At 69.2% G+C, this 26,985-nt stretch carries 27 protein-coding genes; 7 read left to right on the top strand and 20 right to left on the bottom strand.

Annotated elements, in window-relative coordinates; translation table 11 throughout:
* Nucleotides 1–39 precede the first annotated feature (39 nt).
* From carB to gloB, 6 genes are all read right to left on the bottom strand, one after another.
* Entirely contained in the window at nucleotides 40–3,294 is a 3,255-nt protein-coding gene (gene carB, locus WS54_RS19590; RefSeq protein WP_059782632.1) for a carbamoyl-phosphate synthase large subunit, read from the bottom strand.
* Nucleotides 3,295–3,343: 49 nt separating this feature from the next.
* The gene (gene leuE / locus WS54_RS19585; RefSeq protein WP_034206948.1) at nucleotides 3,344–4,015 is read right to left on the bottom strand and encodes a leucine efflux protein LeuE; all 672 of its coding nucleotides are present in this window, start codon (nucleotides 4,013–4,015) and stop codon (nucleotides 3,344–3,346) included.
* Nucleotides 4,016–4,052: 37 nt separating this feature from the next.
* The gene (carA, locus tag WS54_RS19580; protein WP_034206947.1) at nucleotides 4,053–5,198 is read right to left on the bottom strand and encodes a glutamine-hydrolyzing carbamoyl-phosphate synthase small subunit; all 1,146 of its coding nucleotides are present in this window, start codon (nucleotides 5,196–5,198) and stop codon (nucleotides 4,053–4,055) included.
* A 365-nt stretch (nucleotides 5,199–5,563) separates the two neighbouring features.
* Nucleotides 5,564–6,781: an MFS transporter gene (locus tag WS54_RS19570; protein ID WP_108041928.1), complete on the bottom strand. Its 1,218-nt coding sequence runs from the start codon at nucleotides 6,779–6,781 to the stop codon at nucleotides 5,564–5,566.
* A 158-nt stretch (nucleotides 6,782–6,939) separates the two neighbouring features.
* Nucleotides 6,940–8,529: a transglycosylase SLT domain-containing protein gene (locus WS54_RS19565; RefSeq protein ID WP_034206946.1), complete on the bottom strand. Its 1,590-nt coding sequence runs from the start codon at nucleotides 8,527–8,529 to the stop codon at nucleotides 6,940–6,942.
* A gap of 151 nt (nucleotides 8,530–8,680) precedes the next feature.
* Nucleotides 8,681–9,487 carry a hydroxyacylglutathione hydrolase gene (gene gloB / locus WS54_RS19560; protein WP_059782630.1) on the bottom strand — a complete coding sequence of 269 codons (807 nt, stop codon included), beginning with the start codon at nucleotides 9,485–9,487 and terminating at the stop codon, nucleotides 8,681–8,683.
* An 18-nt stretch (nucleotides 9,488–9,505) separates the two neighbouring features.
* Here gloB and WS54_RS19555 point away from each other — a divergent pair, with 18 nt between their 5' ends.
* From WS54_RS19555 to dnaQ, 3 genes are read left to right on the top strand one after another with little or no spacing between them, the layout of a single operon-like run.
* Nucleotides 9,506–10,318, top strand: a complete 813-nt coding sequence (locus WS54_RS19555; protein WP_034206944.1) for a class I SAM-dependent methyltransferase — start codon at nucleotides 9,506–9,508, stop codon at nucleotides 10,316–10,318.
* Nucleotides 10,315–10,758 (top strand): ribonuclease HI, encoded by a 444-nt coding sequence (gene rnhA, locus WS54_RS19550; protein ID WP_034206943.1) that lies wholly within the window; start codon nucleotides 10,315–10,317, stop codon nucleotides 10,756–10,758. Before WS54_RS19555 ends, rnhA begins: the two co-directional genes overlap by 4 nt.
* A 50-nt stretch (nucleotides 10,759–10,808) precedes the next feature.
* Nucleotides 10,809–11,558 (top strand): DNA polymerase III subunit epsilon, encoded by a 750-nt coding sequence (dnaQ, locus tag WS54_RS19545; protein ID WP_059782629.1) that lies wholly within the window; start codon nucleotides 10,809–10,811, stop codon nucleotides 11,556–11,558.
* A gap of 34 nt (nucleotides 11,559–11,592) precedes the next feature.
* On the opposite strand, the gene WS54_RS19540 is transcribed toward dnaQ, so the two are convergent.
* On the bottom strand, nucleotides 11,593–11,925 hold the full coding sequence (locus WS54_RS19540) for a YnfA family protein (RefSeq protein ID WP_011545077.1): 333 nt from the start codon (nucleotides 11,923–11,925) through the stop codon (nucleotides 11,593–11,595).
* Nucleotides 11,926–12,460: 535 nt separating this feature from the next.
* On the opposite strand from WS54_RS19540, the gene proP reads away from it, so the two are divergent.
* Nucleotides 12,461–13,951: a glycine betaine/L-proline transporter ProP gene (proP, locus tag WS54_RS19530; RefSeq protein ID WP_034206940.1), complete on the top strand. Its 1,491-nt coding sequence runs from the start codon at nucleotides 12,461–12,463 to the stop codon at nucleotides 13,949–13,951.
* A 110-nt stretch (nucleotides 13,952–14,061) separates the two neighbouring features.
* Here the strand turns inward: proP and WS54_RS19525 are convergent, their stop codons facing one another.
* Both WS54_RS19525 and WS54_RS19520 read right to left on the bottom strand, forming a co-directional pair.
* A complete protein-coding gene (locus WS54_RS19525) occupies nucleotides 14,062–14,259 on the bottom strand; it encodes a hypothetical protein (RefSeq protein ID WP_034207872.1) in 198 nt (65 codons plus the stop codon).
* A gap of 175 nt (nucleotides 14,260–14,434) precedes the next feature.
* Nucleotides 14,435–15,064, bottom strand: coding sequence for a glutathione S-transferase family protein (locus WS54_RS19520; RefSeq protein ID WP_059782627.1), 630 nt, complete (start codon nucleotides 15,062–15,064; stop codon nucleotides 14,435–14,437).
* Between the two features lie 206 nt (nucleotides 15,065–15,270).
* On the opposite strand from WS54_RS19520, the gene WS54_RS19515 reads away from it, so the two are divergent.
* Nucleotides 15,271–16,488, top strand: coding sequence for a polyhydroxyalkanoate depolymerase (locus WS54_RS19515; RefSeq protein WP_059782625.1), 1,218 nt, complete (start codon nucleotides 15,271–15,273; stop codon nucleotides 16,486–16,488).
* A 7-nt stretch (nucleotides 16,489–16,495) separates the two neighbouring features.
* Here the strand turns inward: WS54_RS19515 and WS54_RS19510 are convergent, their stop codons facing one another.
* From WS54_RS19510 to madL, 11 genes are all read right to left on the bottom strand, one after another.
* A complete protein-coding gene (locus WS54_RS19510; RefSeq protein WP_059782764.1) occupies nucleotides 16,496–17,143 on the bottom strand; it encodes a phosphoribosyltransferase in 648 nt (215 codons plus the stop codon).
* A gap of 123 nt (nucleotides 17,144–17,266) precedes the next feature.
* Nucleotides 17,267–17,788, bottom strand: a complete 522-nt coding sequence (locus WS54_RS19505; protein ID WP_059782623.1) for a phospholipase D-like domain-containing protein — start codon at nucleotides 17,786–17,788, stop codon at nucleotides 17,267–17,269.
* Between the two features lie 116 nt (nucleotides 17,789–17,904).
* On the bottom strand, nucleotides 17,905–18,837 hold the full coding sequence (locus WS54_RS19500; protein WP_059782621.1) for an acyltransferase domain-containing protein: 933 nt from the start codon (nucleotides 18,835–18,837) through the stop codon (nucleotides 17,905–17,907).
* Nucleotides 18,834–19,700 (bottom strand): triphosphoribosyl-dephospho-CoA synthase MdcB, encoded by an 867-nt coding sequence (mdcB, locus tag WS54_RS19495; RefSeq protein ID WP_059782619.1) that lies wholly within the window; start codon nucleotides 19,698–19,700, stop codon nucleotides 18,834–18,836. Before mdcB ends, WS54_RS19500 begins: the two co-directional genes overlap by 4 nt.
* On the bottom strand, nucleotides 19,697–20,365 hold the full coding sequence (gene mdcG, locus WS54_RS19490) for a malonate decarboxylase holo-[acyl-carrier-protein] synthase (protein ID WP_059782618.1): 669 nt from the start codon (nucleotides 20,363–20,365) through the stop codon (nucleotides 19,697–19,699). Before mdcG ends, mdcB begins: the two co-directional genes overlap by 4 nt.
* On the bottom strand, nucleotides 20,352–21,059 hold the full coding sequence (gene mdcE, locus WS54_RS19485; protein WP_059782616.1) for a biotin-independent malonate decarboxylase subunit gamma: 708 nt from the start codon (nucleotides 21,057–21,059) through the stop codon (nucleotides 20,352–20,354). Before mdcE ends, mdcG begins: the two co-directional genes overlap by 14 nt.
* A 79-nt stretch (nucleotides 21,060–21,138) precedes the next feature.
* Nucleotides 21,139–22,062, bottom strand: a complete 924-nt coding sequence (locus WS54_RS19480; protein ID WP_059782614.1) for a biotin-independent malonate decarboxylase subunit beta — start codon at nucleotides 22,060–22,062, stop codon at nucleotides 21,139–21,141.
* Nucleotides 22,059–22,373 carry a malonate decarboxylase acyl carrier protein gene (gene mdcC / locus WS54_RS19475; protein ID WP_006485317.1) on the bottom strand — a complete coding sequence of 105 codons (315 nt, stop codon included), beginning with the start codon at nucleotides 22,371–22,373 and terminating at the stop codon, nucleotides 22,059–22,061. Before mdcC ends, WS54_RS19480 begins: the two co-directional genes overlap by 4 nt.
* A 10-nt stretch (nucleotides 22,374–22,383) precedes the next feature.
* The gene (gene mdcA / locus WS54_RS19470) at nucleotides 22,384–24,030 is read right to left on the bottom strand and encodes a malonate decarboxylase subunit alpha (RefSeq protein WP_034206931.1); all 1,647 of its coding nucleotides are present in this window, start codon (nucleotides 24,028–24,030) and stop codon (nucleotides 22,384–22,386) included.
* Nucleotides 24,031–24,180: 150 nt separating this feature from the next.
* Nucleotides 24,181–24,948, bottom strand: a complete 768-nt coding sequence (gene madM, locus WS54_RS19465) for a malonate transporter subunit MadM (RefSeq protein WP_027784056.1) — start codon at nucleotides 24,946–24,948, stop codon at nucleotides 24,181–24,183.
* An 11-nt stretch (nucleotides 24,949–24,959) separates the two neighbouring features.
* Nucleotides 24,960–25,355: a malonate transporter subunit MadL gene (gene madL, locus WS54_RS19460; protein ID WP_034206930.1), complete on the bottom strand. Its 396-nt coding sequence runs from the start codon at nucleotides 25,353–25,355 to the stop codon at nucleotides 24,960–24,962.
* A gap of 327 nt (nucleotides 25,356–25,682) precedes the next feature.
* Between madL and WS54_RS19455 the strand changes: the two genes are divergently transcribed.
* A complete protein-coding gene (locus WS54_RS19455; protein ID WP_034206929.1) occupies nucleotides 25,683–26,531 on the top strand; it encodes a LysR substrate-binding domain-containing protein in 849 nt (282 codons plus the stop codon).
* A gap of 141 nt (nucleotides 26,532–26,672) precedes the next feature.
* Complete coding sequence (locus WS54_RS19450; protein ID WP_034206928.1) at nucleotides 26,673–26,954, top strand: DUF4148 domain-containing protein; 282 nt, start codon at nucleotides 26,673–26,675, stop codon at nucleotides 26,952–26,954.
* Nucleotides 26,955–26,985: the final 31 nt, after the last annotated feature.

Below are 26,985 nucleotides of genomic sequence, written 5' to 3'. Positions count from 1 at the left end.
TAATCGCGGCACGTGTTGCTTCGACAGGTAACTGACCGCTTAGTTTAGGCGAGCGTGAAGACCTTGTAAATCATAGACTTCCAGATCCTTCAGGTAGCGCAAGCCCTCGACGGCCGCGCGCGCGCCCGACATCGTCGTGTAGTACGTGACCTTGTGCGCCTGCGCGCTCATGCGGATCGAACGCGAATCGGCGATCGCCTGGCGCGTCTCGTCGACCGTCGTGAACACGAGTGCGATCTCGCCGTTCTTGATCATGTCGACGATGTGCGGACGGCCGTCCTTCACCTTGTTCACGACCTTCACCGGCACGCCGGCCGCTTCGATCGCGGCAGCCGTGCCCTTGGTCGCGACGATCGGGTAGCCGAGGTCGTGCAGCATGCGCGCGACTTCGACGGCCTTCGGTTTATCCGCGTCCATCACGGTCAGCAGCACCGTGCCCGACTCCGGCAGGCGCGAACCGGCCGCGAGCTGCGACTTGAACAGCGCTTCGCCGAACGTCTGGCCGACGCCCATCACTTCGCCCGTCGAGCGCATTTCGGGCCCGAGGACCGGATCGACGGTCGGGAACTTGACGAACGGGAACACCGCTTCCTTCACGCTGAAATACGGCGGCTCGATTTCCTTCGTCACGCCCTGCTGCGCGAGCTTCTGGCCGACCATCGCGCGCGCCGCGATCTTCGCGAGCGGCAGGCTGGTCGCCTTCGACACGTACGGCACCGTGCGGGACGCGCGCGGGTTCACTTCCAGCACGTAGATGATGTCCTGCTTCGACCCATCCGCCTGCGGCACCTGCTGGATCGCGAACTGCACGTTCATCAGGCCGACCACGTTCAGCGCCTTCGCCATCGCGCCCGTCTGGCGCTTCAGTTCGGTCACGGTTTCCTTCGACAGCGAGTACGGCGGCAGCGAGCACGCCGAGTCGCCCGAGTGAACGCCCGCCTGCTCGATGTGCTCCATCACGCCGCCGATGAACACGGCTTCGCCGTCGCAGATGCAGTCGACGTCGCACTCGATCGCATCGTTCAGGAAGCGGTCGAGCAGCACCGGCGAATCGTTCGACACCTTCACGGCCTCGCGCATGTAGCGCTCGAGGTCGCGCGGCTCGTGGACGATTTCCATCGCGCGGCCGCCGAGCACGTACGACGGACGCACGACGAGCGGATAGCCGATTTCGTCGGCCAGCGCGAGCGCTTCGTCTTCGGCGCGGGCGGTGCGGTTCGGCGGCTGGCGCAGGCCGAGGTCCTGCAGCAGCTTCTGGAAGCGTTCGCGGTCTTCGGCCGCGTCGATCATGTCCGGCGACGTACCGACGATCGGCACGCCGTGCGCCTCGAGGTCGAGCGCGAGCTTCAGCGGCGTCTGGCCGCCGTACTGGACGATCACGCCGACCGGCTTTTCCTTGTCGACGATCTCGAGCACGTCTTCGAGCGTCAGCGGCTCGAAGTACAGGCGATCGGACGTGTCGTAGTCGGTCGACACCGTTTCCGGGTTGCAGTTGACCATGATCGTTTCATAGCCGTCCTCGCGCATCGCGAGCGCCGCGTGCACGCAGCAGTAGTCGAACTCGATGCCCTGGCCGATCCGGTTCGGGCCGCCGCCCAGCACCATGATCTTCTTGTTCGTGGTCGGCTGCGCCTCGCACTCTTCCTCGTAGGTCGAGTACATGTAGGCCGTTTTCGTCGCGAACTCGGCCGCGCACGTGTCGACGCGCTTGTAGACCGGGCGCACGTTCAGTTCCACGCGGCGCTTGCGGACGTCTTCCGGCGTCGCGCCGAGCAGCTTCGCGAGGCGGCGGTCGGAGAAGCCGCTCTGCTTCAGGTAGCGCAGCTCGTCGAACGTCAGCGACGCGAGCGTGCGGCCGCCGAGCGCCTTTTCCTTCAGGATGATCTGCTCGATCTGCTCGAGGAACCACGGGTCGATCGCGGTTTCCGCGAAGATTTCCTCGGCCGTCATGCCGATGCGGAACGCATCGCCGACGTACCAGATGCGATCCGGGCCCGGCTCGTGGATCTCGATCGCGATCTCGTCGCGGTTGGTCGACTTCTCGTCGAGGCCGTCGACGCCGACTTCAAGGCCGCGCAGCGCCTTCTGGAACGATTCCTGGAACGTGCGGCCGATCGCCATCACTTCGCCGACCGACTTCATCTGCGTGGTCAGGCGCGAATCGGCTTCGCGGAACTTCTCGAACGCGAAACGCGGGATCTTCGTGACGACGTAGTCGATCGTCGGCTCGAACGACGCCGGCGTCTGGCCGCCGGTGATTTCGTTCTTCAACTCGTCGAGCGTGTAGCCGACCGCCAGCTTCGCGGCGACCTTCGCGATCGGGAAGCCGGTGGCCTTCGACGCGAGCGCCGACGAACGCGACACGCGCGGGTTCATCTCGATGACGACCATGCGGCCGTCCTTCGGGTTGATCGAGAACTGCACGTTCGAGCCGCCCGTGTCGACGCCGATCTCGCGCAGCACCGCGAGCGATGCGTTACGCAGGATCTGGTACTCCTTGTCGGTGAGCGTCTGTGCAGGCGCGACCGTGATCGAGTCGCCGGTGTGCACGCCCATCGGGTCGAGGTTTTCGATCGAGCAGACGATGATGCAGTTGTCGGCGCGGTCGCGCACGACTTCCATCTCGTATTCCTTCCAGCCGAGCAGCGACTCTTCGATCAGCAGCTCGCGCGTGGGCGACAGGTCGAGACCGCGCTTGCAGATCTCCTCGAACTCTTCGCGGTTGTACGCGATGCCGCCACCCGAGCCGCCGAGCGTGAACGACGGACGGATCACGACCGGGTAGCCGCTGCCGCCGGTGGCCGCCATGATCTCGGCGTGCACCTTGGTCGCTTCTTCCATCGAGTGCGCGATGCCCGACTTCGCGGAGCCGAGACCGATCTTGGTCATCGCGTCCTTGAACTTCTGGCGGTCTTCCGCCTTGTCGATCGCTTCCGGCGACGCGCCGATCAGCTCGACGCCGAACTTCTCGAGCACGCCGTGGTGGTGCAGGTCGAGCGCGCAGTTCAGCGCGGTCTGGCCGCCCATCGTCGGCAGGATCGCGTCCGGGCGCTCCTTCTCGATGATGCGCGCGACGACTTCCCACGTGATCGGCTCGATGTAGGTCACGTCGGCCGTATTCGGGTCGGTCATGATCGTCGCCGGGTTGCTGTTGACGAGAACGACCTTGTAGCCCTCCTCACGCAACGCCTTGCAAGCCTGCGCGCCCGAATAGTCGAACTCGCACGCCTGGCCGATGATGATCGGGCCGGCGCCGATGATGAGGATGCTCTTGATGTCTGTGCGTTTTGGCATGGCTTGTGAATTCAATAAGTAATCGTTGTCGTGGGTCGGCCGGCGGCGCTCAGCTCATGGTCGCGAGCGCAAGCTTCACCGAGAAACCGATGAACAGGCCGCCCACGCTGCTCGCCGCGCCTGCCGCGAGCTTGCGGCGGCGACGGAAATGCTCGGCGAGCCGCGCCCCCGCGAAGATCAGCGTGCTCAGGTACAGGAAGCTCGCGCATTGCGCGATCGCCCCGAGCACGACGAACGACAGCGCGGGATGCGGGAATGCCGGGTCGACGAACTGGATGAAGAACGAGATGAAGAACAGGATCGCCTTCGGATTCAGCAGGCTCACGATCAGCGCCTTGCGGAACGGCCTGTCGAAAGACCGCTCGCCGTCGTCCGCCTGCGGCGCCTCGACCGGCGCATCGCCGCGCGCGCGCAGCTTGCTCCACGCGCCGCGCAGCATCCCGATGCCGATGTACAGCAGGTACGCGGCGCCGCCGTACTTGACGACGGAGAACAGCAGCGGGTTCGCCTTCAGCAGCGACGCGACGCCCGCGGCCGACAGCACCATCAGCACGGTATCGCCGACGAACACGCCGCAGGCCGCGCGATAACCGGCCTTCACGCCGCGCTGCGCGGCGAGCGACAGCACGTACATCGAGTTCGGCCCCGGCAGCAGGATGATGAAGATCACGCCGAACACGTAGGTCCAGATATCCGTGATGCCGAGTGCGTGGCCGAACATGATGCGAATCTCCCGTCCTTCGGTTGCGTCGATGACGTTAAGCGTTGCGCTGCTTCGCCGCGTCCATCAGCGCGGTGAAACGGTCGAACAGGTAGCCGATGTCGTGCGGGCCAGGCGACGCTTCCGGGTGGCCCTGGAAGCAGAACGCCGGCTTGTCGGTCAGCTCGAAGCCCTGCAGCGTGCCGTCGAACAGCGATACGTGCGTCACGCGCGCGTTGGCCGGCAGCGAATCGGCGTCGACCGCGAAGCCGTGGTTCTGCGACGTGATCACGACACGGCCGTCGCCGAGATCCTTCACCGGATGGTTCGCGCCGTGGTGGCCCGTTTTCATCTTGAGCGTCTTCGCGCCCACCGCGAGGCCCATGATCTGGTGGCCGAGGCAGATGCCGAAGGTCGGCACGCCGCGCTCGATGAACTCCTTCGTGGCCGCGATCGCGTAATCGCACGGCTCCGGATCGCCGGGGCCGTTCGACAGGAACACGCCGTCCGGATTCAGCGCGAGCGCATCGGCCGCGCTGGCCTGGGCGGGCAGCACCGTCACGTGGCAGCCGCGCTCCGCGAGCATGCGCAGGATGTTGTACTTGACGCCGAAGTCGTACGCGACGACGCGATACTTCGGCGCTTCCTGCATGCCGTAGCCGCCTTCGAGACGCCATTCCGTCTGCTTCCACTCGAACGGCTTGGCGGTCGACACGACCTTCGCGAGATCCATGCCGGCGAGGCCCTCGAACGAGCGCGCGAGCTCGATCGCCTTCGCTTCGTCGTCGGAGCCCGTCAGGATGCAGCCGCTCTGCGCGCCCTTGTCACGGAGGATGCGGGTCAGCTTGCGGGTGTCGATGCCGGCGATCGCGACGACGCCTTCGTCGCGCAGGTAGTCGCCGAGCGTGCGGTCCATGCGGAAGTTCGATGCGAGCGTCGGCAGATCGCGGATGATCAGGCCGGCGGCATGGACTTTCGTGGCTTCGACGTCTTCGGCGTTCACGCCGACGTTGCCGATATGCGGATAGGTGAGCGTGACGATCTGGCGCGAGTAGCTCGGATCAGTCAGGATTTCCTGATAGCCGGTGATCGCGGTATTGAACACGACTTCGCCGATCGTATGGCCTTCGGCCCCGATCGAATAACCACGAAAGACCGTGCCGTCGGCGAGTGCAAGCAAGGCGGGAGAAAAAGACGGCAACACGGGAGGCTCCTTGGGGAACACCCTGCTGCCGACCTGTTTACCCTGCCGCGCGAGCGCCGCGCTGCGTGGGCGCGCGCGGTCGCTAGCTGGACGCGGCCTGCGTTGTCGAGACGCGAACCCGGCGCATGGCGCACGAGGCTTCGCGGCATCGCCCGACAGACGGCGTGCGGCGGATGAACGGGATGTATGAGGTAGGCGCTAGGGTGCGAGGTTGATCAGCACAAACTTTCAAATTATAGCCTGAAAATGGGCCTATCTTCAATTGATATGGCCGTCCGATCGCGGTCGCGCCGCACTCCGCGGCGCGGCGCGGCGTGCTACGGCCCCGTTTCCGGGGCCGCCCTACCTGTCAGCGTACCGCCGGATCAGTGCGCTTGGCCAGTGCCGCGCGCAGGCCACGCGTACCAGACCGCACTCGCGAGCTGCAGCGCGAGCAGCACGCCCCAGGCGGTGAAATGCGCGGCCGCCGGATAACGGCCGTCGACCGCCGGCCAGTGCGACAGCACGGCACCGACGCCGATCTGGAACGCGAAGATCAGCAGGAAGATCACGAGCGTGAGCGTCGTGTTCGCGCGACCGATCAGATGGGCGGGAAAATGGCCGGCCATCACCGCGTAGGTCAGGATGCCCACGCCGCCGAACATGCCATAGGCGGCCCACAGCCCGGCCGGCGGCAACGGCACGCGCGCGACGATCGCGAACTGCGTCGCGACGAACAGCGCCATGCCGATACCGCAAGTGGCGTAGACCGACACGCCGCGCCGCTCGAGCACGCGCGCCGCCGCGCCGAAGCCGACGCAGCCGGCCATCATCGCGAAGCCGAGCACCGACACGAGGCGCGCGGCATGCGGCGCATCGAACCCGCCGACATCGCGCAGATACGGGCCGACCCACAGCGACTGCATCGCATAGAACACGCCCTGCGTGACGACGGAAAACGACGCGATCTTCCAGAACGCGCGGCTGCTCAGGATGTGCCACGTGCCCTTGAACTGGCTGACGAGCCCGCCCTGATGGCGTGCCTGCTGCGCGTCGGGCGCCCCGAAGCCGATCGACGCCGCCACGACCACCGTCAGCGCCGCGAGGCCGAAACAGATCGCGCGCCAGCTCGTCCAGCCGAGCAGCCAGGTCAGCGGCGAGCCGACCATCACGCCGCCGAGACCGCCCACGGCCATCACGAGGCCGTTGACGAGCGGCAGCCGGCCGACCGGAAAATGCTGCGCGAGCGCCTTGAACGCCGCGCCGAGACACACCGATACGCCGACGCCGATCAGCAGGCGGCCGACCATCATCGCGCCGATGCCGTGCGCCGCGCCGAACACGGCCGCGCCGGCCGCCGCGAACAGCAGCATGCCGGCCGTCACGCGGCGCGGGCCGAAGTGGTCGAGCATCACGCCGGCCGGAATCTGCGCGCCGGCGAAGCCGAGGAAATAGAGGCTGGTGAGCAGGCCGAGATCGGCGGCCGACAGCCCGAGCTCGTGCGTGACGAACGGCGCGAAGCCCAGATTGACGCCGCGAAACACATACGACACGAAATACCCGACCGAAAACAGCGCGAGCACCCTCACCTGCACCGACGACATCGCTTCCCCTTGTCATATGAAGACGCGCGACGCAGCGCCGCCGCGCCGCGCGCAAACGAAAACGCCGTCACCTCGGTGACGGCGTTTCGTCGAATTCGTCGGATGATAGCGCAATCGTGCGGGCGTTACCGGCCGCCACGCCGTGCGCACCCCCGCGCTTACTTCTTCTTGCCCTTGTGCGCGGCGGTCTTGGCCGGCGCGGCTTTCGCGGGGGCGGCTTTCGCGGGCGCGGCCTTCGCCGGCTTCGCCGACGACTTGGCGGCGCCGCGCTTGCCGCCGTGCGACTTGCCGCCCACCGCCAGGCTCGCGCGCTCGATGTGCGCACCGCCCGTCGACGTCGCGATCCGTTCCGGACCGGGTTCCGCCGGCACCGCACGGCCGACCGGCACGTGCAGCACGAGCGCCTGGCCCGGCATCGCGAGATCGCGGTGCGTACGGTTCCACGCCTTCAACTGACCGACCGACACGCCGTAGCGGCCGGCGATCGCCGCCATCGACTGCTTGCGGCGCACGCGGATCAGCATCTTGCGCGTATCGGGAACGTCCGGCTCCATCGCGAGCACGCCGTTTTCGGCGACGTCGGCGCTGATGTCCTCGTCGTCGTCGTCGCCGCGCGGCACGACGATCGTCGAGCCCGGCTTCAGGCGCATGCCGGCCGGAATCTTGTTGACCGACATCAGCGTATCGGCGTCGACGCCGATCTTCTCGGCGATCGCGGCCGGGCGCGCACGCTCGCTGACCGTGTAGGTGGTCCACGACGACAGCTGGCCGCTGTAGGCTTTCAGGCTCTTCTCGAACGCGGACGCGTTGTCGAACGGCAGCAGGATCTGCGGCTCGGTCGCGCCGAGGATCACCGGCTTCGAGAACGACGGGTTCAGCGAGCGGAACTCGTCGAGCGGCAGGTTCGCGAGCTTCGCGGCCACCGCCACGTCGATGTCGCGCGACGTCGTGACCGTCACGAAATACGGGTGGTTCGGGATATCGGGCAGCGTCAGGCCGTACTGCTGCGGGCTCGCGATGATGTTCTTCACCGCCTGCAGCTTCGGCACGTAGTTGCGCGTCTCGTTCGGCATCCGCAGGCTCTGGTAGTCGGTCGGCAGGCCGGCCGCCTGGTTGCGCGCGATCGCGCGCTGCACGTTGCCCTCGCCCCAGTTGTACGCGGCCAGCGCCAGATACCAGTCGCCGAACATGTCGTGCAGGCGGGACAGGTAGTCGAGCGCGGCGCTCGTCGACGCGAGCACGTCACGACGCTCGTCCTGCCACATGTTGCGCTTCAGGTTGTACGTGCGGCCGGTGCCGGGCATGAACTGCCACATGCCGGCCGCTTTCGCGACCGACAGCGCCTGCGGGTTGTACGCGGACTCGATGAACGGCAGCAGCGCAAGCTCGGTCGGCATGTGACGCGCCTCGAGCTCCTCGACGATGTGATACAGGTACTTCTGCGAGCGCTCGGTCATGCGCTGCACGTAATCGGGCCGCTGCGTGTACCAGGTCGTCTGCATGTCGACGAGATCGCTCTGCAGGTCGGGCATCTGGAAGCCGCGACGGATGCGCGCCCAGAGATCGGAGTCTGCACTGGTCAGGTCGCCGACGGATTGCTTGTCGACGTCGACAGTTTCTTTGGCGGTGGCTGATTTACGGAGGTAGTTGGACGTCGCCTGCGAATCGGCGGCGTTGTTGGCGACAGGGGGCTGGCTCGCACACGCGGCGAGGAGTAGCACCACCATCGCACTCAATATAAGTCGCATGAAAATCTCGGCTTCCGACGGCTGGAAATTGCAGGCGATACTACGGAAGTGCGTGCTTCACGTCAATAAAAACACCGAAAACTCAGCGAAATCCTACATTTGGAGCAATTTTTACAGGCACCGCTTGAGCTTTGGAGTCCTCCGGAAAACGTCATCGAAACCGGTTTTTCCATTCGCGCATCAGCGTGAACGCCGCCAGACGATCCGTCACCGTTTCGTGCAGCTCGGCCTCGAGCGTCGCGTGGATCGCCGCGTTGTCCGCCCGCATGAACGGGTTAACGGCACGCTCGTGCGCGATCGTAGTGGGCAGCGTCGGCACGCCGCGCGCCCGCAGCGCCTGCGCGTCGTCGCGCCACGCCGCGAGCGCCGCATTGTCGGGCTCGCACGCGAGCGCGAAGCGGATGTTCGACAGCGTGTATTCGTGTGCACAATGCACGCGGGTGTCGCCCGGCAGCGCCGCGAGCGCGTCGAGCGACGCGAGCATCTGCGCGGGCGTGCCTTCGAACAGGCGGCCGCAGCCGCACGAGAACAGCGTGTCGCCGCAGAACACGTGCGGCGCCGCGTTGCCCTGCCCGACCCGCTGGAAATACGCGATATGGCCGCGCGTATGACCCGGCACGTCGAGCACGTCGAATGCGACGGCCGGTGCGTCGAGCGTCACGCGATCGCCGCCCGAAAGCGGCCGCGTGACCACGTCGATCGCTTCGGCCGCGGGGCCGTAAACGGCGAGCGGAGCATCGGCCGGTTGGCTATTGCGCAGCGCCTCGACACCGCCGACGTGGTCGGCGTGGTGGTGCGTGAGTAAAATAGCGGTCAACCGCCAGCCTCGTTCGGCAAGAACCCGGCGTACGGGCGCGGCTTCACCCGGGTCGACGGCGATCGCATCGCAGCCGTCCGAGACGAGCCAGATATAGTTGTCTTCGAATGCCGGAACCGGCACGTATTCCAGCTCGTTCATGGGCGCGCAATCATCGTTATGTCTGACCGTCAAATTATAGACTGGCCCGCCTGGACCGACTCGCCGCCCGGCCGCTACGTGCTGGGCTGGGAGCAGGCGCAGCTCGACCGGATCGTGTCCGACGTCTTCGGCTTCCACGCGCTGCAGCTCGGCTTGCCGCAGCTCGACGCGCTGCGCGAGAACCGCATGCCGTATCGCGGCCTGGTGCTCGACCCGGCGAGCGGCGCGAGCGCGCCGTATCAGTATCCGCGGGCGCGCGAAACGCACGCGGCGGCCCACGCGCCGGCCGATCGCAGCACGACCTGGTGCGATCTGCTCGACCTGCCGTTCGAGTCGCAAAGCGTCGACCTGATCGTGATGCCGCACACGCTCGAATTCACGTCCGATCCGCACCGCCTGCTGCGCGAGGCCGAGCGCGTGCTGATGCCGGAAGGCCAGCTCGTGATCACCGGCTTCAACTCGCTCAGCCTGTGGGGCATGCGGCAGTCGTTCGGGCGCATGGCGAACCGCCCGTTCGTGCCGGCCACGCGCGACCAGATCGCGTTCATCCGGCTCAAGGACTGGATCAAGCTGCTCGGCTTCGACCTCGAACGCGGCCGCTTCGGCTGCTACCGGCCGCCGCTCGCCACCGATCAGTGGCTGGCCCGCTACGGCTTCATGGAGGCCGCCGGCGACCGCTGGTGGCCGATCTTCGGCGCCGTCTACATGGTGACGGCCGTCAAGCGCGTGCGCGGCATGCGTCTCGTCGGCCCGATCAGGATGAAGAAGCCCGTGCTCGCACCGGGCCTGACGCCGGCGGCCTCCCCGACCACCCACCAAGAACGTTCATGACAACCGACACCATCGACATCTATACCGACGGCGCCTGCAAGGGCAACCCCGGCCCCGGCGGCTGGGGTGCGCTGCTGCGCTACGGCACCCAAGAAAAGGAACTGTTCGGCGGCGAGCCGAACACGACCAACAACCGCATGGAGCTGATGGGCGTGATCGCCGCGCTCGAGGCGCTCAAGCGGCCGTGCCGGGTGATCGTGCATACCGACTCGCAATACGTGCAGAAAGGCATCAGCGAGTGGATCCACGGGTGGAAGAAGAAAGGCTGGGTCACCGCGGCGAAGACGCCCGTGAAGAACGCCGACCTGTGGAAGCGGCTCGATGCGCTCGTCGTGCAGCACGACGTCGAATGGCGCTGGGTGAAGGGCCACGCGGGCCACCCCGAAAACGAACGCGCCGACGCGCTCGCGAATCGCGGCGTCGAATCGCTCGCGGCCTGAATCCGGGCCGCCCTCCACTCTTTCCCGATTTATCCGCCGATTTATCCGACATGCGCCAGATCATTCTCGATACCGAAACCACCGGCCTGAACGCCCGCACGGGCGACCGCCTGATCGAAATCGGCTGCGTCGAGCTGCTGAACCGACGGCTCACCGGCAACAACCTGCACATCTACGTGAACCCCGAGCGCGACAGCGATCCGGGCGCACTGGCCGTGCACGGCCTCACGACCGAGTTCCTCAGCGACAAGCCGAAGTTCGCGGAAGTCGTCGACCAGATCCGCGACTTCGTGAAGGGCGCCGAGCTGATCATCCACAACGCACCGTTCGACCTCGGCTTCCTCGACGCCGAATTCGCGCGGCTCGGCCTGCCGCCGTTCACCGAGCATTGCGGCGGCGTGATCGACACGCTGGTGCAGGCCAAGCAGATGTTCCCCGGCAAGCGCAATTCGCTCGACGCGCTGTGCGACCGCTTCGGCATCAGCAACGCGCACCGCACGCTGCACGGCGCACTGCTCGACTCGGAGCTGCTCGCCGAGGTGTATCTCGCGATGACGCGCGGCCAGGACAGCCTCGTGATCGACATGCTCGACGACACGGGCGCCGACGGCGGTGCGGCGAACGGCCAGCGCGTGTCGCTTGCGGCGCTCGATCTGCCGGTCATCGCAGCAAGCGACGACGAGTTGGCCGCGCACCAGACGCAGCTCGACGAGCTCGACAAGTCGGTCAAGGGCGCCTGCGTGTGGCGCCAATCCACCTCCACCGACGCGGAAGCAGCGGACGCCGCGCAGGCCGCCTGACGCGGCACCCGCCCCGCCGCGCGTGCGGCCGCGCCTACGCGCGCGGCTGCAGCGCGATCACCGCCATCCCGCCGAGCGCGAGCACCGCGCCGGCCACGTCCCAGCGGGTCAGCGCGACGCCGTCGACCACCCGCAGCCAGATCAGCGCCACCGCGATGTACACGCCGCCGTACGCGGCGTAAGTGCGCCCCGCCGCGCTCGGGTGCAGCGTCAGCAGCCACGCGAACAGCGCGAGCGACAGGGCGGCCGGCACCAGCAGCCAGGCCGGGCGCCCGGCCTTCAGCACGAGCCACGGCAGATAGCAGCCGACGATTTCGGCCAGCGCGGTAGCGGCGAACAGCGCCGCGATCCTCATCAGTTCGGTCATCCGGTTCCTCGCGAATTCAGCCCGGTCGCGACGGGCGGTACGGCCGCGCCGCGCGCCGCCGATCATACCCGAGCGGGCCGCGCCGGCGCCCCCGCCAGACGGGCGACTCCGGTCAATTTGCACGATCGTCCGTCATCGTGCTATCATGTCGCCTGTTTCAACATTCAATCTCTGTCTTTTCGATTTTGAGAGAAGTCCGTCCGCACAATGCGGGCCGGTGCCTCGATCGAAATTGCATCCACAGGAAAGCCCGCCCGACAGGCCCGCTTTTCTCGTTTCGTTGCCCCTCCGGGGCGTTGCCGGAACGCCGGACCCTCGTCCGCACCGGCATCTGCCGCCTGCATCACGCGGCCCATTCTTCATGAGCGCACTGTCGCGACGGCCCATCGGGCCCGCGTCGAAGCAGCCCCTCGGCCCTTTGCTGCCTTGCGCAGTCAGTGCTCGATGGTCTGCCCCGACGCGCAGCACACGACCCCGCGCTCGCCGGCAAACCGTGTCGGACGGCCTGCCCGTTCCGGCGCTGTCAAAGGAGTGCATGACCTTGACCGCAACACACGTCAGCCCGACCGCTGTCTCCTCCCCCGCTTCGTCGTCCGCCGAAGCCCCGCTCGCCGTGGACGACATCACCGTCGTCGACCAGAGCCTGCTCAAGCGCGCCGTCAGCGCGATGGCCATCGGCAATGCGATGGAATGGTTCGACTTCGGCGTCTACAGCTATATCGCCGTCACGCTCGGCAAGGTGTTCTTCCCGTCCAGCAGCCCGTCCGCGCAGTTGCTCGCCACCTTCGGCACGTTCGCGGCCGCGTTCCTCGTGCGTCCGCTCGGCGGCATGGTGTTCGGCCCGCTCGGCGACCGCATCGGCCGCCAGCGCGTGCTCGCCGCCACGATGATCATGATGGCCGTGGGCACCTTCGCGATCGGACTGATCCCCAGCTACGCGTCCATCGGCATCATGGCGCCCGTGCTGCTGCTCGTCGCCCGCCTCGTGCAGGGCTTCTCCACCGGCGGCGAATACGGCGGCGCCGCCACCTTCATCGCCGAGTTCTCGACCGACAAGCGCCGCGGCTTCATGGGCAGCTTCCTCGAATTCGGCACGCTGATCGGCTATGTGCTGGGCGCGGGCGTCGTCGCGCTGCTCACCGCGTCGCTGTCGCAGGACGCGCTGCTGTCGTGGGGCTGGCGCGTGCCGTTCCTGATCGCCGGCCCGCTCGGCCTGATCGGTCTCTACATCCGGATGAAGCTCGAGGAAACGCCCGCGTTCAAGCGCCAGGCCGAACAGCGCGAAGCGCAGGACAAGGCCGTGCCGAAAGCGCGCTTTCGCGAGACGCTGCTGCGCAACTGGCGTGCGCTGCTGCTGTGCGTCGGCCTCGTGCTGATCTTCAACGTGACCGACTACATGGTGCTGTCGTACCTGCCGAGCTTCATGTCGTCGACGCTGCATTTCGACGAATCGCACAGCCTCGTGCTGGTGCTGATCGTGATGGTGCTGATGATGCCGATGACGCTGTACGCCGGCCGCCTGTCGGACAAGATCGGCCGCAAGCCGGTGATGCTCGCCGGCTGCGTCGGCCTGCTGGTGCTGTCGATCCCGTCGCTGATGCTGATCCATGCGGGCACCACGGCGTCGGTGTTCGGCGGCCTGCTGATCCTCGGCGTGCTGCTGTCGTGCTTCACCGGCGTGATGCCGTCGGCGCTTCCCGCGCTGTTCCCGACCGAAATCCGTTACGGCGCGCTCGCGATCGGCTTCAACGTGTCGGTATCGCTGTTCGGCGGCACGACGCCCCTCGTCACCGCGTGGCTCGTCGACGTGACGCACAACCTGATGATGCCCGCGTACTACATGATGGGCGCCGCGTTGATCGGCGTCGTGTCGGTCGTCGCGCTCGCCGAAACCGCGCGCCAGCCGCTGAAGGGCTCGCCGCCGGCCGTCGCGACGCGCCGCGAAGCGCATCAGCTCGCGCGCCAGTTGCGCGAGGAAAACGACGAATCGGACCTCTACGGCGTCGCGACGCCCGCACGCGCATGAGCGTCGCTCAATGAAAAAGCCCCGGCCGAAGCCGGGGCCCGATCGAACCCGATCCGCCCGACCGGCTTGCGCCGGCCGGGCTTTTTTTCATCCGCGCGCCGCGAACGTGCTCATGCGTGCGCTTCGCAGTGACGGCAGAAGATCAGCGCGCGCGAGCGCGACACGGCCGCCTGCGCGCCGCGCGCCGCGACGATCAGCCCGACCTGGCCGAGATTGAAGTCGCGCTCGACCATCAACTGCGCCAGCGCGGCAAGCGGCAACACGACGGACGGGTGGTACAGACTCGATTCGATCAGGGCTTTCATCATCGGCTCCATCTGGCAACGCGTAATTCGATGGAGTGGATTCTAGGGATCGGTCGCCTCCGGATAAACAGCGCGAATGCGAAGTCACTTGTCAGCCGTCGAGAACAATCGGCAGCGACTGGCCGGACACGAGCCGGCGGCGTCCAACATCGATGTGCGACGGCCCGGCGCGCGAACCCTAGGCGAGCGGCGTTTCGACGAAGGCCGGCAGCGCTTCCGCCCGCGCGGAATGCGCGGCGAGCGCCGGATAACGGGCCGGATCGATCCGCGCAAGCACCGGGTAATCTGCGGCCACGAATTGCGTGAAGCGCCACGCCACCGCGACCGTCACGTCGGACTGCAGCAGCCGCGCACCGCCGAACCAGCCGTTGGTGGCCGCGACCAGCGGCTCCAGTGCGCCGTATGCGGCTTCGAGCTGGCTCAGCACGCGCTCGACCCACGGTTCGTGCTGCTTGTCCGACGGCCGCAGCGCCTGCTCGCAGACGACCTGCACGGTCTTCTCGGCGGCAGCCAGCGCGAACCCGATCGGCACCAGCGCGCGCAGCCGGGCATCGACGGCGTCGGGCAGCAGGCGCCGCTCCGGCGCGGCCAGGTGGTCGAGATAGTCGACGATCAGCGACGAATCGATCAGCGTCGCGCCGCCGTCGGTCACGAGCGTCGGCGCCTTGACGACCGGGTTGGTCGTCCTGAACTGCTCGACATGACGAAACACCGAGAGCGACTCGTGTTCGAACGGCAGGTCGAGCAGCTTCGCCGAGATGGCGACGCGGCGCACGAACGGGGAATCCAGCATGCCGATCAGCTTCATCGCAAACGCTCCGTTTCGAGGAAATGGAACCGCCGACTGTAGCAGCGTCGCGCGGCAGCGCCTAGCACCCGTTCGCGCCAATAACGGGCTTGTGCTGGCCTCAGCGTGCCCGTGCGCTCGACACGCGCGGCCGCGCATCGAGCTCGCACTGCCCGTCCACAGTGACCATAATGCAGGTTCACGCTCCTTCCGCCCCAGGGTCCGCCATGTGGTACGCCGTCGTCGAGCAGCAGCGGGAATGGATGCGCGCATGGCGCGCGGCGACGCGATACGCGTTCGATGCGTGGCCCGCGGCGTCGCTGCCGCATGCCGCGTCGTCGTGCTACGACGACCTGTTCGAACCGCTGCTCGGGCCGCAGGCCGCGCCGCCGGGCTTCGACCTCGCGTGGCCGGACGTCGGCGAGCAGGTCGTCGCGCACACGCCGTTTTGCGACTTGCGGCGCTTCGCGCACGCCGATGCGCGCCGCACGGTGTTGCTGTGCGCGCCGCTCGTCGGGCACGCGGCCGTGATGATGCGGGAAACCGCCGAAACGCTGCTCGCCGATGGCGACGTCTGCGTGACCGACTGGCGCAATGCGCGCGACGTGCCGCTCGCGGCAGGCCGTTTCGGGCTCGACGAGTACGTCGCGATGCTCGACGACTTCGTCGCCACCCTCCAGCGCGACGATCGGCCGCTGCACGTCGTCGCCGTGTGCCAGGCGACCGTACCGGCGCTCGGCGCACTCGCGCTGCGCGCCGCACGCGGCCTCGCGCCGCCCGCGAGCATCACGCTGATCGGCGGCCCGCTCGACGCGCGGCTGAACCCCAGCGCGCTCGGCGCCGCGGCCGCCGCCCATTCGCTCGACTGGTGCCGGCGCCACCTGATCGACATCGTGCCGCCCGGCTTCGCGGGGCACGGCCGCGCCGTGTTCCCGACCTATCTGCAGCAGGGCGAGATCGCGCTCCTGTATCCGCAACGCTTCCTGACGCTGATCGAAACCTACGCGCTGGCGGCGTCGCGTTTCGACATGAGCGGGCTTGCCGACGCCCGGCGGGCGCTGCGCGAATACACGGCGCTGCTCGACATGCCGGCCGACTATTTTCTCGACACGGTCGACGTCGTGTTCCAGCGCATGCTGCTCGCGACCGGCGCGTGGCGCGTGCGTGGCCGGCGCGTCGACCCCGCCGCGCTGCGCGACGTCGCGCTGCTGACCGTCGAAGGCGCCCGCGACGCGGTCACGGGCGCCGGGCAGACGCATGCGGCGCTCGCCCTGTGCAGCGGCCTGTCGGCCGACGAGCGCCATCGCGTCGACATCGACGATTGCGATCACTATGGGCTGTTTACGGGGCCACGCTGGCACGGCAACGTCCATCCAGCGCTGCAGCGCGTGTTCGCGCTGGCGGAAGCCGGCCGAGCCCGCCCGCGCCGGAGCCGTCGGACGTGACGCCGCGTCAGGGGCGCACCGCGTCGAGCAGCGCGCGCACCTCGTCGTCGCTCGTCTGCTCGAAGCGCGCGTAGAACTGGCTGATCCCGAAGAACCGCAGCGGCTGCGACACCGTGACGAACGCGTCGGCCAGGCCGTCGAACGCGTGCGCCGCGCCCGCCGGCGCGACCGGCACCGCCGCGACGATGCGCGCCGGGTGGCGCTCGCGCAGCGCCTGCAGCGCGACGCGCATCGACGCGCCGGTCGCGACGCCGTCGTCGACGACGATCGCGATGCGTCCGTCCACCGCCTGCGGCGGCACCGCGCCGCGGTACAGCGCCTCGCGGCGTTGCAGTTCGGCCGTCTCGCGCGCGATCACGTCGGCGAGTTGCGCATCGGAGACGTCCATCGAACGGATCACCGAGCGTTGCAGATGCATCGCGCCGCCCGTCGCGATCGCGCCCATCGCGAGTTCGGGGTCGAACGGCACGCCGAGCTTGCGCACGACCAGCACGTCGAGGGGCGCGCGCAGCGCGCATGCGACCGGATACGCGACGGGCACGCCGCCGCGCGGCAACGCGAGCACGACCACATCGCTTCGCCCTGCGTATTCGCGCAACGCGTCGGCCAGTTGGCGGCCCGCGTCGGCGCGATCGGCAAAACCGCTTTCGGTCACGATCGACTCCCTGCCGTTGCGCCGCGTGCGCGCCACCCGCGCCGGCGCCTGTCAACGAGGATGGTGCATCGCTCGCGCCGATGCAAGCAGGGTCACACCGGCGCGACGCGCCGCAAGGAAGGGTCAGAGGCCGCCGGCCTGCCGGTACAGCCGCCAGAACGACTGGGCGTAGGACTGCGCGAGTTCGGGTGCGCGCCGGAACACGTTCACCGTGTCGGCGTGCTCGGCCGCGCCGTCGGACAGCGTCGTCAGCGCGACGCTGTCGTCGACGATCACGAAGCGCGACGCGGGGCCGCCGCCCCGGGAGTCGATCGCGACGTCGATGCCCGCGGATTTCAGATAGCCGGCGCCGCTGTACCTGCCCGCACGCGGCGGGCGCACCAGCACGACGCGCACTTCGATCCCGCGCGCGCGGGCCGAGCGCAGCGCGCTCGCGACAGCCGGCGGCACCTGCGTATAGCCGGCCAGCAGCACGCGGCGCTGCGCCTGTTCGATCAGGTCGACGGTCGCGTCGGCCGCCGCGTTGTCATACGAAAAGTACGTGCCGACCGATGCGGCGTCGGACGGAATGTGGCTGGCGTGGACGCTCGTCGCGCAGCAGAACGCGGCGAGAATGAAGGCGGCTGGTCTCATGGCGGGCGCCATTGTAGCGACGCCATTTCGCGTGGCAAGGGGCGGCGACGACGCTGCTGCGCCGGCGCAACACACGGTGCGAAACAGGTGCCCGGCGGCCGGGTTTCAGCCGGGTTTCGCCGTGCCGATCAGCCGGCCGCGACGCGCGCGAGCCAGCTCGTCACGCCTTCGACGGAACGGAAATCCGCGAGGCTGCGCGCCGGCAACGCGGGATACGCGCCGGCGGCCATCTCGGCCAGCGCGCGGCCGGGGCCGAGTTCGAGAAACGCGGTTGCGCCGGCCTCCACGCACGCGGCGAGACAGGCCGCCCACTCGACCGGCTCGGCGATCTGCCTCGCGAGCTTGTCGAGGCCCGTGTCGACGTCGAGCACCGACGCGCCGTCGATCCCCGAAAACAGCCGCGTGCCGGGCAACGGCCGACGCACGGGTGTCGTGGCCAGCGTCGCGCGGAATGCGGGTACGGCCGCCGCGAGCCGGCGCGTGTGCGACGCGATCCGCACGCAGACGGGCGCGACGCGCAGCGCGCCGGCACGGGTCGCATCGTCGGCCACGGCATCGACATCGGCGCGCCGCCCCGCGACCACGAACGCATCGCCGGGATTCGCGATCGCGATGGCCGCGTCGCGACCGTCGCACAGCCGCGCGAGTTGCGGGCGCGTCAGGCCGCGCACGAACACCATCCGCTCGTCGCCGCCGCTCGCGGCATCCATCTCGCGTGCCCGCGCGGCGGCCAGCTCGAGCGCATCGTGCGGGTCGATCATCCCCGCGACGCTCCACGAGCCGACCTCGCCGACGCTGTAGCCCGCGACGCAACGCCGGCGCGGCCACGCCGCGTCGAGCAGCGCCGCCGCCGCGAGCGCCTGGACCGTGCAAAGAATCTGCGCGGCGCGGTTTTCCCGCAGCGCGTCGGGTCCGGCCTGCCGGACCCACGCGCGCGGATCGTCGCCGAGCAGCCGGCCCGCATGCGCGAACAGTGCGTCGGCCTGCGGCGCCGACCCGGTCAGGCCGAACATGTCGGCGCGTTGCGCCCCCTGCCCCGAGCACAGAATGGCCAGCGTCATCGCGCATCCCCTTCGGCGTCGAGCGCATCGACGAACACGCTCATCGCGAGCAGGTCGGCCGCGCCGCCCGGGCTCAGCCGGCGCGCGACGAACGCACGATGCGCGGCCGCCGCGCGCAGCCGCCAGTCGGGCGTGCGCACGCCGCCGCGCGCGACGAACGCGCGGGCGGTCGCACGGGCGAAATCGAGGCCATCCCGGCCGCCCCGATGCAGCAGATTCGTGTCGTCGAGCACGGCGATCAACGCGAAGCACGCGGCAACCCGCGCGGCTTCCGGATCGTCCGGCAGGTCGCGCCGTGCGCGGCGCAGCGCGGGCAGCCCGACCGCGTACACGGACGGGAAACCGTCGGCCGCCTCGCGACGCGCGCCGCCGACACCGTAGCGACGGCTGGCGCACTCGCCGTGGCTGTCCGGCAAACGCGGGCCGCCGAGGATCTCGACGCCCCAGCGACGGGCCACGAACGCACCGAGCGTGGTGCCGTCCGGCATCGCACCCGGCCGCGCGCGCCGGCCGGCGGCCGCGCACAGCAGCCCGAGCCCGAAGATCGCGCCGCGATGCGTATTGACGCCGCCGGTCGCGGCGAGCATCGCGTGTTCGGCTCGCAGGCCGATCTTGCGCAGCACGGCCATGTCCGCGTCGCGCGCGCCCGCGTCGGCGAGTTCCGCGAAGTACGGTCGCAGCACGGCCGCGCTGCACGCGAACGTCGCCGCGTCCATGTCCGCGTGACTGCCGGTGTCGACGTGACTGACGAGGCCCGGCTTCGGATAGGTCTCGATCTCGAGCACGAGGCTGCGCTCGGCCAGCGCGGCGATGCGCTCGACATCGGACGGCGCCGCCAAGCGGCAGGCACCGCGGGCGCTCATCGCGAGCCTCCGGCGAATGCGTCGGCGCGCATCAGCTCGACGGCCCGCGCGGTCTTCACCGCGACTTCGGGCAACCGCGCGTGCAGTTCGCGCCAGTTGACGCCCGCGCCGTCGTCGCGCAGCAGCTCGCCGTCGATGCGCATCGGCGCGCGCGCGTCGATCGCCGCGAGACCGTCGAGCAACGGCGCGAGCGACGCGGGGTCGGGCAGCGGGAATACGATGTCGAGATCGGATGAGGCGCTCAGGTAAGCCTCGCCCGTCAGCGCCTGCCAGGCGAGGCTACCGAACACGCGGCCCAGCACGCCGCAGCGCGCGCCGAGCGCATCGAGCGCGCGCAACGGCGCGTGCCATGCCGCGGGCGCGGCGGCGCGCACGTCCGTCAACGTCGGCAGCGGACCGACCGTCGCGAGCGCGTCGGCGGACACGTTCAGCGCGATGCGCCGCTTGCCTGCCGAAGGCGGCAGCGGCAGGCCGAGCGGCACGCGGCCGGCATCGGCTTCATCCGGCGACGCGCGACGCACGATCAGCGGCCAGCCGCGTGCGGCCCATGCGCGTACGAGCGGGTCGCCCGCGAGCGCGGGGTCGCGGGCGAATGCCGCACCCCACCCGCCCGCCGTCAGCGTGACGAGCGTATGGCGGCGCAGCGGCAGCTCAGCGTGCGGCACGCGCGAGTGCCTCGACGCGGGCGGCGACGTCGGTCGCGATCGGCCTGCCGCGCGCCGCGCGCCGGTCGATGCGCTCGGCCGGCTTGCCGAGCCATTCGCCGACCTGCGCGTCGAGCGCGCGGGACGGATCGAGCACGGCGTCGACGGCGCCCATCTTCACGAGATTGTCGAGCCCCGGTGCGAACACCGGTGTCGAACGCGCCATCTCCTTCAGCACGTCGATCGGCAGCTTGGTCACGCGCGACATCGACGGTAGGTCCATCACCTCGGGCTCGGCGCCCGGCACCGCGAGCAGCGTACGCGTCGCGAGCGCGGTCGCGATGAATGCGCCGGCGGCCGTGTGGCCGTACAGCACGCCGATCGTCCGGTGCCCGACGAGATCCGCGTGCATCAGGCACTTCGCGAGATGCGACAGCCCTTCGTTCAGGCCGAGCAATTCGTCGCGCTTGCTCATCCGCTGGCTGTCGCTGTCGACCAGCACGAGGATCGGCGTGTCGCCGCCGCGCGCGACCGTCTCGAGCACGTGCGACGCGAGCGTCAGCGCCTCATCGATGCCGAACGGCAGGCGCTCGGCAACGCCGATCACGTCGACGCGCATGCCGGCCAGTTCCGCGTGCCCCGTCAGCAGCCCGCCATGACGCGCGATCGCATGGCCCGCGGGAAACAGCGCGTTCAGTACTTCATCGAGCGTCATGCTGCCTCCCGCCGGGCCGCCCCAAGGGAAGCAGGCGCCCCCTCGGGGCGCAGCGAACGAAGTGAGCGTGGGGGTCGTTTCATTTCTGCTCCTGTAACTGGTCGGCGAGCGCGGCGAATGCTTCGTCGGACATGCCGGGAATCGCTTCCGGCCGATCCGCGCCGAGCATGCGCCACACGTCGAGCGCATCCTGGCAGGCGCCGAACCGTTCGACCCGCGCTTCGAGGCGCGCCTGCTCCGCGCACAGCATCGCCGCATCGAACGCCGGCGCCCGGTCGATCAGCGCGAGCGCGGCCGCGCGGAACGCGTCCGGCGTATCGGCCACGTAGCGATCGGCGCCGCCGATCAGCCGCCGGTGCTTGCCGCCCATCGTGCGCCAGATCAGCGCGCGATCCTTCGAGTCGAATTCCTCGACGCCGCGATTGGTCTCGATCACCTCGGGGCCCGACACGCTGATGCGCCCCTGCTCCGACACCGCGAGCGCGGAACAGCACGCGGCGAGCAACCCGCCGCCGCCGTAGCAGCCCGCGCGCCCGCCGATCAGCCCGATCACCGGCACGCCGGCCGCACGCGCTTCGACGAGCGCGCGCATGATCTCGGCGATCGCGAGCTCGCCCGCGTTCGCTTCCTGCAGCCGCACGCCGCCCGTATCGAACAGGATCAGCACCGGCTTGCCGACTTCGCGCGCGGCGCGCAGCAACCCGGTGAGCTTCGCGCCGTGCACTTCGCCGAACGCGCCGCCCATGAAGCGGCCCTCCTGCGCGGCGACGAATACCGGCCGGCCGTCGAGCCGGCCGTGGCCGACCACCATCCCGTCGTCAAACTGCTGCGGCAGATCGAACAGCGGCAGATGCGGGCTCGTCACGCGCTCGGCCGGCCCCAGGAATTCGCCGAAACTGCCCGCGTCGAGCAGCCCGTCGATACGCTGCCGCGCCGATGCTTCGTACCAGCTCGCTGCGTTCGCGACGAACGCCGGCGCGTCGTGAATCACGTCGCTCATCATGCGTCTCCCTCGATCGCGCGCACGGCCTGCGCGAGCCGCAGCGACACCATGTCGGGGCGCGCGCCGCCGTCGTTGATCGACAGCTTCAGACCGCCCGGCGTGCGCCGCTCGACGAAATCCGACACGACCGCCTGCCAGACCGCGCCGAAACCGACGGCCGCGGTACGGATGTCGATCTCGCATTCGTTGCCCGGCAGCACGCGCTCGACCAGCACCTCGAGGTTGCCGGACGCGACCACGCCGACGAGCGCCGCGGCCTGCTCGCCCTTCGCGCGTTCGCGCGCGGTGAAGCGATAGTTCAACTGTTCCATGCCCTCTTCCTCACCAGTTGCGGAACCGGGCCGGCGGCGCATAGAGCCCGCCCGACCAGTGCACGAGATCCTTGATCGAACGCGCGGCGAGCCAGCGGCGGTCGGCGTCGAGCGGATCGATGCCGAGATCTTCCGGGCGGCGGATCACGCCGCGCTCGCGCAGCCGTTCGACCAGCTTCCGGTCGCGGCCGCGGCCGACGTCCGTATAGCCGGCGACGCCGCGGATCGCGTGCTCGCGTTCGTCCTTGTCGCGGCACATCAGCAGGTTCGCGATCCCTTCCTCGGTGACGATGTGCGTGACGTCGTCGCCGTACACCATGATCGGCGCGAGGTCGAGCTGCAGCTTGTCGGCAAGCTTCAGCGCGTCGAGCTTCTCGACGAACATCGGCACGTTCTTGTCGCCGAACGTCTCGCCGATCTGCACGACCAGCTTGCGGCCGCGCCGCAGCGCCGCCGGCGTGTCGGGGTCGGCTTGCGCGCCGGCCTTCAGCCACGGCTCGCTCGGATGGCGGCGGCCGCGCGCGTCGCTGCCCATGTTCGGCGCGCCGCCGAAGCCGGCGATCCGCTCGGCCGTGACCGTCGACGAATGGCCTGCCAGGTCGATCTGCAACGTCGAGCCGATGAACATGTCGCATGCATAGAGGCCCGCCGTCTGGCAGAACGCGCGGTTCGAGCGCAGCGATCCGTCGGGGCCCGTGAACCACACGTCGGAGCGCGCACGGATGTAGTCGTCCATCCCGACTTCGGAGCCGAAGCAGTGGATCTGCTCGACCCAGCCCGATTCGATCGCGGGAATCAGCGTCGGATGCGGATTGAGCGCCCAGTGCGTGCAGACCTTGCCCTTCAGCCCGAGCTTCTCGCCGTAGGTCGGCAGCAGCAGCTCGATCGCGGCCGTGTTGAAGCCGATCCCGTGATTCAGGCGGCGGATGCCGTACGGCTCGTAGATGCCCTTGATCGCGAGCATCGCGGTCAGGATCTGCGTTTCGGTGATCGCGGCCGGATCGCGCGTAAACAGCGGCTCGACGTAGAACGGCCGACCGGCCTCGACGACGAAATGCACGCGATCGCCCGGGATGTCGACGCGCGGCACCTTGTCGACGATGCGGTCGACCTGCGCGATCACGATGCCGTCCTTGAACGCGGTGGCCTCGACGACGGTCGGCGTGTCCTCCGTATTCGGGCCGGTGTACAGGTTGCCGTCGGCGTCGGCGCTCACGGCCGCGATCAGCGCGACCTGCGGCGTGAGGTCGATGAAGTAGCGGGCGAACAGTTCGAGGTAGGTATGCACCGCGCCGAGCGCGATCTTGCCGCCGAACAGCAGCTTCGCAATGCGCTGCGACTGCGGGCCCGAATACGCGAAGTCGAGACGCTTCGCGATCCCGCGCTCGAACACGTCGAGATGCTCGGGCAGCACGACGCCCGACTGCACCATGTGCAGGTCGTGGATCTTCGCGCTGTCGACGTCGGCGAGCGCGGTGGCGAGCAAGTCGGCCTGCTTCTGGTTGTCGCCTTCGAGGCAGACGCGGTCGCCGGGCCGCAGCACCGCCTCGAGCAACGCGACGGTGTCGCGCGCATCGACCCGCTTGCCGTGCGCGTAGGCCGCGCCGGCCGCGAGGCGTGCATCGCGCGCCTGCCGCGCGTGATTCCATCCCGTCATGAACAGTTCTCCGCTTCGATGGTTCAGCGGCATTCTAAGCCTGGCGCCGCCGCCGATTGATGATGTTGACGAATGCGACTCAGAGGACGCCGCGATGGATGCGGCCCGCCGCGGCCGGCACGCGCCGGCCGCCCGGATCGCACTCGGCGGCTATGCGCCGACCAGCGCGCGCGTCGTGAAGAACAGCAGCGAAGGCCCGAGCAGGCAGCCGACGCCGGTATGGAACGTCGCGACCAGCGCGCCGTACGGAACGAGCCGGCGATCGGTCGCGGCGAGCCCCGCGCTCACGCCGCTGACGGTGCCGGCCAGCCCGCCGAAGATCATCGCGGAGCGCGGCGTCTTCAGGCCCATGAAGTTGGCCGCGACCGGCGTGCCGACCATCACGATGATCGCCTTGACGAGCCCCGTCGCGATGCTGAGTGCGATCACGTCGGAGCTCGCGCCGATCGCCGCGCCCGTGACGGGCCCGACGATGTAGGTGACGGCGCCCGCGCCGATGGTCGTCATGCTGACCGCATCGGTATAGCCGAACGCGCGCGCGATGCACGCGCCGACGATGAACGGCAGCACGGTGCCGAGCAGCAGCGACACGACGCCGACGAGCCCGGCCTTGCGCGCTTCGGTCGGCTGCACCTCGAACGCGGTCGCGACGATCGCGAAATCGCGCAGCATCGCGCCGCCCATCAGGCCGATGCCGGCGAACAGCTTGACGTCGGCCAAGCCCTTCTCGCCGCCGGTGAATGCGCCGCCGACGTACGCGAGCACGAGACCGATGACGATCGCGATCGCCGAGCCGTGCACGCGGCCGAACGTGAGCTTGCGCGACGCGATCGAAGACAGCCACATGATCAGGCCGACCAGCGCGAACGAAGCGACGAGCCCGTTGTGGGCGACGGTTTTTTCGAGCATCTGCAGCATGGCGGCCTCCGTTATCGTTCTTCGAATTGCGGCACGCCCGCGAAGGCCGTGTCGTCGCGCCCCATGCGCGCGAGTACCGCGATGCAGCATGCGCAGACCGCGACCGCGCCGACGGCGGCCAGCAGCGCGACCGGCCCGCCCTTGAGCGCGGCGACGACGTTCTGGTTCGCGGCCATCGCGACGACGACCGGGATGTACATCGCGCCCCAGAAACCGACGCCGGCCTCGGTCTCCTTCGGCAGCCAGCCGCGCCGATGCAGCCACAGGCGCAGGCAGATCAGCAGCAGCATCGCGATGCCGACGCCGCCGACGTTGGTCTTCACGCCGATGGCTGCGCCGAGCAGGTCGCCGAGAAACAGTCCGGCCAGGTGGCAGAACGCCAGCAGCGCGGTTCCGTAGATGATCATGAGTCGTCTCCAGTCTCTTCGTGACGGGCGCCTGACGCGCGCGGGAGCCAGGCCCGCACGCCGATCCCGGGCGGACTGTTCGTCTCCTGCGGCGGGGCGCCGCGGCCCGGCGGCTCGTCGTGCGAGCGCGTTCTCGGGGTCGATGGGATGATGCGGGTTCGGGCCGGACGCCGGATGCCTTAGACTGACCGATGCAACCGGCGGCGCGACACGGGCTACGCGTCCGGTGCCCCCTTCGCGGAGGCCGCACTGGCGCGTGATCCGATACTAGCGCCGCAAAATCCGGCCATTTATGAAGTTGTCGAAACCGATTCAGTGGATTTAGCAATGCGTCCGTTACCGCCCGAGCTGCTGCGCAGCTTCGTCGCCGTCGCCCAGTCCGGCAGCTTCACCGCTGCGTCCGAGCGCGTGAGCCTGTCGCAGTCGACCGTCAGCCAGCATATCCGCCGCCTCGAGGAGCTGCTCGACCGGCCGCTGTTCGAGCGCGACACGCGCAACGTGCACCTGTCGCAGCACGGCGACGCGCTGTTCCGCTACGCGGTGCGCATCCTCGAACTGATGGACGAGGCCGTCACGTCGGTATGCGGGCCGCCGCTGTCGGGCAAGGTGCGGCTCGCGATGTCGGAGGATTTCGCGTCGGCGCACCTGACGGCCGCGCTCGCGAGCTTCGTGCAGCGCAACCCGGACGTCGAACTCGCGATCTCGACCGGGCTGTCGGGCGACCTGTTCGACGCGCTCGACGAAGGCCGGCACGATCTCGTGTTCGCGAAACGCATCGCCGGCAGCCGGCGCGGACGCGTGATCCGCAGCGAACCGCTGTACTGGTGCACCGGCCCCGATTCGCCGATCACCGGCCACGAAGCCGTGCTGCCGCTCGCGATGCATCCGGAACCGAGCGTGTCGCGCCGCCGCGTGCTCGAATCGCTCGAAGCCGTCGGGCGCCCTTACCGGATCGCCGTCGTGAGCAGCAGCATCGCGGTGTTGCGGGCGGCCGCGAGCGCGGGACTCGGCGTCAGCGCGTTCGCCGGCTACGTGATCCCGGCCGGGCTCGCGCGGCTCGAGGCGGGACTGCCGGAACTCGGCGAACTCGAATACGTGATCGACCGCCCGGCGGCCGCGTCGCGCTCGACGCTCGCGCTGGAAGCCACGTTGATCGCGGCGGCGGCCGAGTTGTAACGGCGCCGTGCGCACCTGACGGCTTTGCCCGGCACGCGTCATCGTCCGCGCAGCACCCGCTCGCGACAATGGGACCCATCGGAGGCGCGCCGCGCATCGCCACGCGCCTCCGATACCCCGTCCCCTTGATCGGAGCCCGCCATGAAGAACGTCCTGCGATTCGCCGCCGCGACCGCTGCAGCCGCGCTGCTGTCCCCCGCCTTTGCCCAGACCGACGCGTCGGCGCCCGCACCGGGCCTCACGCGCGCGGAAGTCGTCGACCAGCTCAAGCAGGCCTATCTCGACGGCGAACTACCGACGAACGACGGCAACTACCCGCCGGACGCCGCGACCCGCGCGCGCAATCGCGAACTCGTGCAGGCCGCGAGCCCCGCGTGGCTGGCCCATGTGCCGCCCGCGCCCCAGGCAACGTCGCAGCAGTGACCGGCGCCGCCGCCGCGCGCGATCGGGTCGT

Origin of the sequence: Burkholderia sp. NRF60-BP8, from assembly GCF_001522585.2 — a bacterium.
Taxonomy (GTDB): domain Bacteria; phylum Pseudomonadota; class Gammaproteobacteria; order Burkholderiales; family Burkholderiaceae; genus Burkholderia.
Note: the sequence above shows the minus strand (reverse complement) of the source record. Positions and strands in the feature narration are given on the sequence as shown.

Coding starts and splice junctions, on each gene's coding strand:
- mdcE (WP_059782616.1), bottom strand. CDS start 21,059: ATGACGCTCGATGAAGTACTGAACGCGCTGTTTCCCGCGGGCCATGCG.
- proP (WP_034206940.1), top strand. CDS start 12,461: ATGACCTTGACCGCAACACACGTCAGCCCGACCGCTGTCTCCTCCCCC.
- WS54_RS19500 (WP_059782621.1), bottom strand. CDS start 18,837: ATGACGCTGGCCATTCTGTGCTCGGGGCAGGGGGCGCAACGCGCCGAC.
- leuE (WP_034206948.1), bottom strand. CDS start 4,015: ATGTTCGGCCACGCACTCGGCATCACGGATATCTGGACCTACGTGTTC.
- mdcA (WP_034206931.1), bottom strand. CDS start 24,030: ATGACGGGATGGAATCACGCGCGGCAGGCGCGCGATGCACGCCTCGCG.
- WS54_RS19520 (WP_059782627.1), bottom strand. CDS start 15,064: ATGAAGCTGATCGGCATGCTGGATTCCCCGTTCGTGCGCCGCGTCGCC.
- mdcB (WP_059782619.1), bottom strand. CDS start 19,700: ATGAGCGCCCGCGGTGCCTGCCGCTTGGCGGCGCCGTCCGATGTCGAG.
- WS54_RS19555 (WP_034206944.1), top strand. CDS start 9,506: ATGTCTGACCGTCAAATTATAGACTGGCCCGCCTGGACCGACTCGCCG.
- mdcC (WP_006485317.1), bottom strand. CDS start 22,373: ATGGAACAGTTGAACTATCGCTTCACCGCGCGCGAACGCGCGAAGGGC.
- gloB (WP_059782630.1), bottom strand. CDS start 9,487: ATGAACGAGCTGGAATACGTGCCGGTTCCGGCATTCGAAGACAACTAT.
- WS54_RS19525 (WP_034207872.1), bottom strand. CDS start 14,259: ATGATGAAAGCCCTGATCGAATCGAGTCTGTACCACCCGTCCGTCGTG.
- rnhA (WP_034206943.1), top strand. CDS start 10,315: ATGACAACCGACACCATCGACATCTATACCGACGGCGCCTGCAAGGGC.
- madL (WP_034206930.1), bottom strand. CDS start 25,355: ATGATCATCTACGGAACCGCGCTGCTGGCGTTCTGCCACCTGGCCGGA.
- WS54_RS19505 (WP_059782623.1), bottom strand. CDS start 17,788: ATGGCGCCCGCCATGAGACCAGCCGCCTTCATTCTCGCCGCGTTCTGC.
- WS54_RS19480 (WP_059782614.1), bottom strand. CDS start 22,062: ATGATGAGCGACGTGATTCACGACGCGCCGGCGTTCGTCGCGAACGCA.
- WS54_RS19570 (WP_108041928.1), bottom strand. CDS start 6,781: ATGTCGTCGGTGCAGGTGAGGGTGCTCGCGCTGTTTTCGGTCGGGTAT.
- carB (WP_059782632.1), bottom strand. CDS start 3,294: ATGCCAAAACGCACAGACATCAAGAGCATCCTCATCATCGGCGCCGGC.
- WS54_RS19515 (WP_059782625.1), top strand. CDS start 15,271: ATGTGGTACGCCGTCGTCGAGCAGCAGCGGGAATGGATGCGCGCATGG.
- madM (WP_027784056.1), bottom strand. CDS start 24,948: ATGCTGCAGATGCTCGAAAAAACCGTCGCCCACAACGGGCTCGTCGCT.
- WS54_RS19565 (WP_034206946.1), bottom strand. CDS start 8,529: ATGCGACTTATATTGAGTGCGATGGTGGTGCTACTCCTCGCCGCGTGT.
- WS54_RS19540 (WP_011545077.1), bottom strand. CDS start 11,925: ATGACCGAACTGATGAGGATCGCGGCGCTGTTCGCCGCTACCGCGCTG.
- WS54_RS19450 (WP_034206928.1), top strand. CDS start 26,673: ATGAAGAACGTCCTGCGATTCGCCGCCGCGACCGCTGCAGCCGCGCTG.
- WS54_RS19455 (WP_034206929.1), top strand. CDS start 25,683: ATGCGTCCGTTACCGCCCGAGCTGCTGCGCAGCTTCGTCGCCGTCGCC.
- dnaQ (WP_059782629.1), top strand. CDS start 10,809: ATGCGCCAGATCATTCTCGATACCGAAACCACCGGCCTGAACGCCCGC.